General features: G+C 72.6%; 4 protein-coding genes. 3 read left to right on the forward strand and 1 reads right to left on the reverse strand.

Features of this window, described 5'->3' with window-relative positions:
• The first annotated feature begins 145 nt into the window (after positions 1-145).
• Complete coding sequence (gene lepB / locus ACZ60B_RS42750) at positions 146-598, forward strand: signal peptidase I (protein ID WP_469397435.1); 453 nt, start codon at positions 146-148, stop codon at positions 596-598.
• A gap of 39 nt (positions 599-637) precedes the next feature.
• On the opposite strand, the gene ACZ60B_RS42755 is transcribed toward lepB, so the two are convergent.
• On the reverse strand, positions 638-1,018 hold the full coding sequence (locus ACZ60B_RS42755) for a response regulator (RefSeq protein ID WP_469397437.1): 381 nt from the start codon (positions 1,016-1,018) through the stop codon (positions 638-640).
• A gap of 310 nt (positions 1,019-1,328) precedes the next feature.
• Here ACZ60B_RS42755 and ACZ60B_RS42760 point away from each other — a divergent pair, with 310 nt between their 5' ends.
• Together ACZ60B_RS42760 and ACZ60B_RS42765 are read left to right on the forward strand one after the other, a co-directional pair.
• On the forward strand, positions 1,329-1,997 hold the full coding sequence (locus ACZ60B_RS42760) for a response regulator (protein ID WP_469397441.1): 669 nt from the start codon (positions 1,329-1,331) through the stop codon (positions 1,995-1,997).
• Positions 1,987-3,321: a sensor histidine kinase gene (locus ACZ60B_RS42765; RefSeq protein WP_469397444.1), complete on the forward strand. Its 1,335-nt coding sequence runs from the start codon at positions 1,987-1,989 to the stop codon at positions 3,319-3,321. Before ACZ60B_RS42760 ends, ACZ60B_RS42765 begins: the two co-directional genes overlap by 11 nt.
• Positions 3,322-3,344 lie beyond the last annotated feature (23 nt).

Below are 3,344 nucleotides of genomic sequence, written 5' to 3' on the forward strand. Positions count from 1 at the left end.
GGGGGGGGGGGGGGGGGGGGGGGGGGGGGGGGGGGGGGGGGGGGGGGGGGGGGCGCGGCGGGGGGGGGGGGGGGGGGGGGGGGGGGGGGGGGGGGGGGGGCGGCCCCCCCCCCCCCCCCCCCCCCCCCCCGCCGCCCTGCTCGTGGTGCCGGCCGCGGTTCTGGTGGCCGGCACCTTCCTGGTGGAGCCGGTACGGGTCGAGTCGACCAGCATGGAGCCGACGCTGCTGGCCGGGGACCATCTGCTCGTCGACGAGCGCGCGTACCGCGACGCCCCGCCCCGGCGCGGCGACCTCGTGGTGTTCGACGGGTCCGGCGGGACGCTGGTCAAGCGCGTCGTGGCGGTGGCCGGGGACACCGTCGCGATCGAGGACGGTGTGCTGGAGGTCGACGGCCGTGCCGTCGAGGAGCCGGCGGTGGATCCGAAGACCGTCGACGGGATGTACTTCGGGCCCGCGCGGGTACCGGACGGCACCGTCTTCGTGCTGGGCGACAACCGCCGGCACTCGGAGGACTCCCGGCAGTTCGGACCGGTCCCCGTCACGAAGGTGACCGGGCGGGTGATCCTGCGCTGGTGGCCACGGCCCGGCGGACCCTGACGGGTGCGCGGGCCCGGCCGGACCGGGCCCGCGCGCCCGTCAGGGCTTCACGCCTTCGGGGGAGACCGCCGTGATGGCGTCGAGGACCGTGTCGATCCCGGCGTCCTTGTGCAGGACCACGGCGGCCCCGGCGTCGAGGGCCGCGCGTTCCAGCCGGCCGCCGACCGCGGAGGTCAGCACCACGACCCGGGTCCCCGGACGGAGCGTCAGCAGCCGTCCGGTCGCCTCGGCTCCGTCGAGGACGGGCATGACCAGGTCCATCAGGACCACGTCCGGCAGCAGTCGTACCGCCGCTTCGACGGCCTCCGCGCCGTCGCACGCCACTCCCACCACGTCCACGAGCGCGCTGCGGCCGAGCGCGGCGGACAGGGTGTCCCGCACGAGCGGGTGGTCGTCGACGACGAGCAGGCGAATCGGCATGGTCCAACGGTGCCCGTTTCCACGCGTATCAGCCATCCCCAAACCAGAGGGGTCGACGGCGCATGCGGGCACATTTCCTTCACAACCAGCACTTTCCCTCGATCGTGTCGTGGCTGCATGACAGATGTTTTTCGGCCATGACGACCCATGGAAGTGGACGGGAACGCTCCAGAACGGGATGTTTCGTGGGCGGAGCGGGCGCTGATCAAGGACACAATTCCTTCACAGGCTGTGGTTTCCTTCACTCGTGCCGTGGTTCCATGGCATACGCGATCCGGCCACCGTGGCGGTTCGCCGAGGTAGGGGGAACATGCCGGAACAAGAAGGTTCGCCGACGACCCGGGTACTGATCGTCGACGACCACCGAACCTTCGCGGAACTGCTGGCGTTCGCGCTGGGATCCCAGCCGGACTTCGCCTGCGCGGGCTGGGCGGGCACCGGGGCGGAGGCCGTCGAGCTGGCGGCCAGGGAGCGACCCGACATGGTCGTGATGGACATATCGCTCGGCGCGGAGAGCGGACTCGAGGTCACCCGGCGGATCCGGGAGGCGACGCCGGACGCGATCGTCGTCATCGTCTCCGCGCACCGCGAGCCGGACTGGGTGGTGCGCGCCGCGCAGGCGGGCGCGAGCGCGTTCGTGCCGAAGTCCGGTTCGCTGGAGGAGATGCTGAGCGTCCTGCGCGCCGTACGGCAGGGATCGATGCTGGTGTCGGCGTCCATGTTCGGTGAACCGCCGCCCCGGCCACGGGTCACGGACGATCCCGCGGTGGCCAGCCTGACCGCCCGCGAGTTCGAGGTGCTCACCCTGATGGGCAAGGGGCTGGCCCCGGCGGAGATCGCCAAACTGCTGGGCATCAGCGTCAACACCTGCCGCGGCTATGTGAAGTCGATCCACCTCAAGCTCGGGGTGCGCTCACAGCTGCAGGCCGTGGTGAAGGCGCAGCAGCTCGGTCTCGTCGAGGCGCACAGTGACGGCTGACCGCGGGGACGCGGTCCCGGCACCGGAGCAGGGAGGCAGCAGAACCGTCCGGCACGCGGTGATCGCGATGATCGTGATCGGGCTGGGTGCCTTCACGGTCGTCGGCGCCGGCACCGTGCTCGCCGCCGAGTCGATCGCCAAACGGACCGCGCTCGCCGAGGCCGCGCGGTCCGCGCAGCTGATGGGCAACGTGATCTTCAAGCCGGTCATGCCCGCCGTGATCCGCGGCGACAGCACCGCACAGGCGCAGCTCGACGAGGCGGTCCGGGCCCGGCAGAGCGAGGCCGGCGTGGTACGCGTGAAGGTGTGGAACCGGCAGGGCGAGGTGCTGTACAGCAACGAGCACCGCGCCATCGGGATGTCCTTCCCCCTCAACGACGACGTGCGCAAGACCATCGACCAGCAGGCCAGTTGGGCGGACCTCTCCGACCTGTCCGACGAGGAGAACATCACCGAACCCCACGGCGACAGCCGACTGGTGGAGGTCTACGTCCCCCTCGACCTGGCGTCCGGCGAACGGCTGGCACTGGAGGTGTACTCCACCGACGACCGGGTGGCCGCCGCGCGCAACGATCTGATGCGGACCCTCGTACCGTTCTCGGTCCTGGCCCTGCTGCTTCTGCTGGTCACCCAACTGCCGGTCTCGGTGCAGCTGCTGCGCCGGGTCAGCCAGGCCGACGCGGAGCGCAGCCGGCTGCTGCGCAACGCGCTCACCGCGTCGGAGCGCGAGCGACGCGCGATCGCCCGCGACCTGCACGACGGTGTGGTCCAGGACCTCGCCGGTGCCGGGTACGCGCTGGCGGCCGTCCGGGCCGACCTGCCGCCCGGCACCCCGGAAGCGACCGGCGGCATGCTCGACCGGGTCTCCGAGGTGCTGCGCGGGGCCGTCGGCTCGCTGCGCACGCTGATGGTGGACATCTACCCGCCGGACCTGACCGAGGACGGCCTGCCGCAGGCGGTCGAACTGCTCGCCGAACGCCTGCGCAGGGAGGGCATCGCCGTCACCACGACCGTCGACGTGCGGGCCGCGCTGGGGCCGGACCTGACCGCCGCCGCCTACCGCTGCACCCGGGAGTGCGTGACCAACATCCTCAAGCACGCCCGGGCGGACCAGGCCTGGATCGACGTCACCGGCAGCCAGGACCGACTGCTGGTCGTGGTGACGGACGACGGCAGGGGACCGGGTACCGCCTGCGGCACGACCGGGCATCTCGGACTCCAGCTCATCCGGGACACGGCGAGCGAACTGGGCGGCGAGGTCACCGTCGCCGAGCGCGCCGCCGGCGGCACCGAGGTGCGCGCCGTGCTGCCGATCCGGCCCTGACCCCCTCAAAACGAGGGGGTCAG

This window comes from Streptomyces sp. NPDC104096, assembly GCF_055584385.1.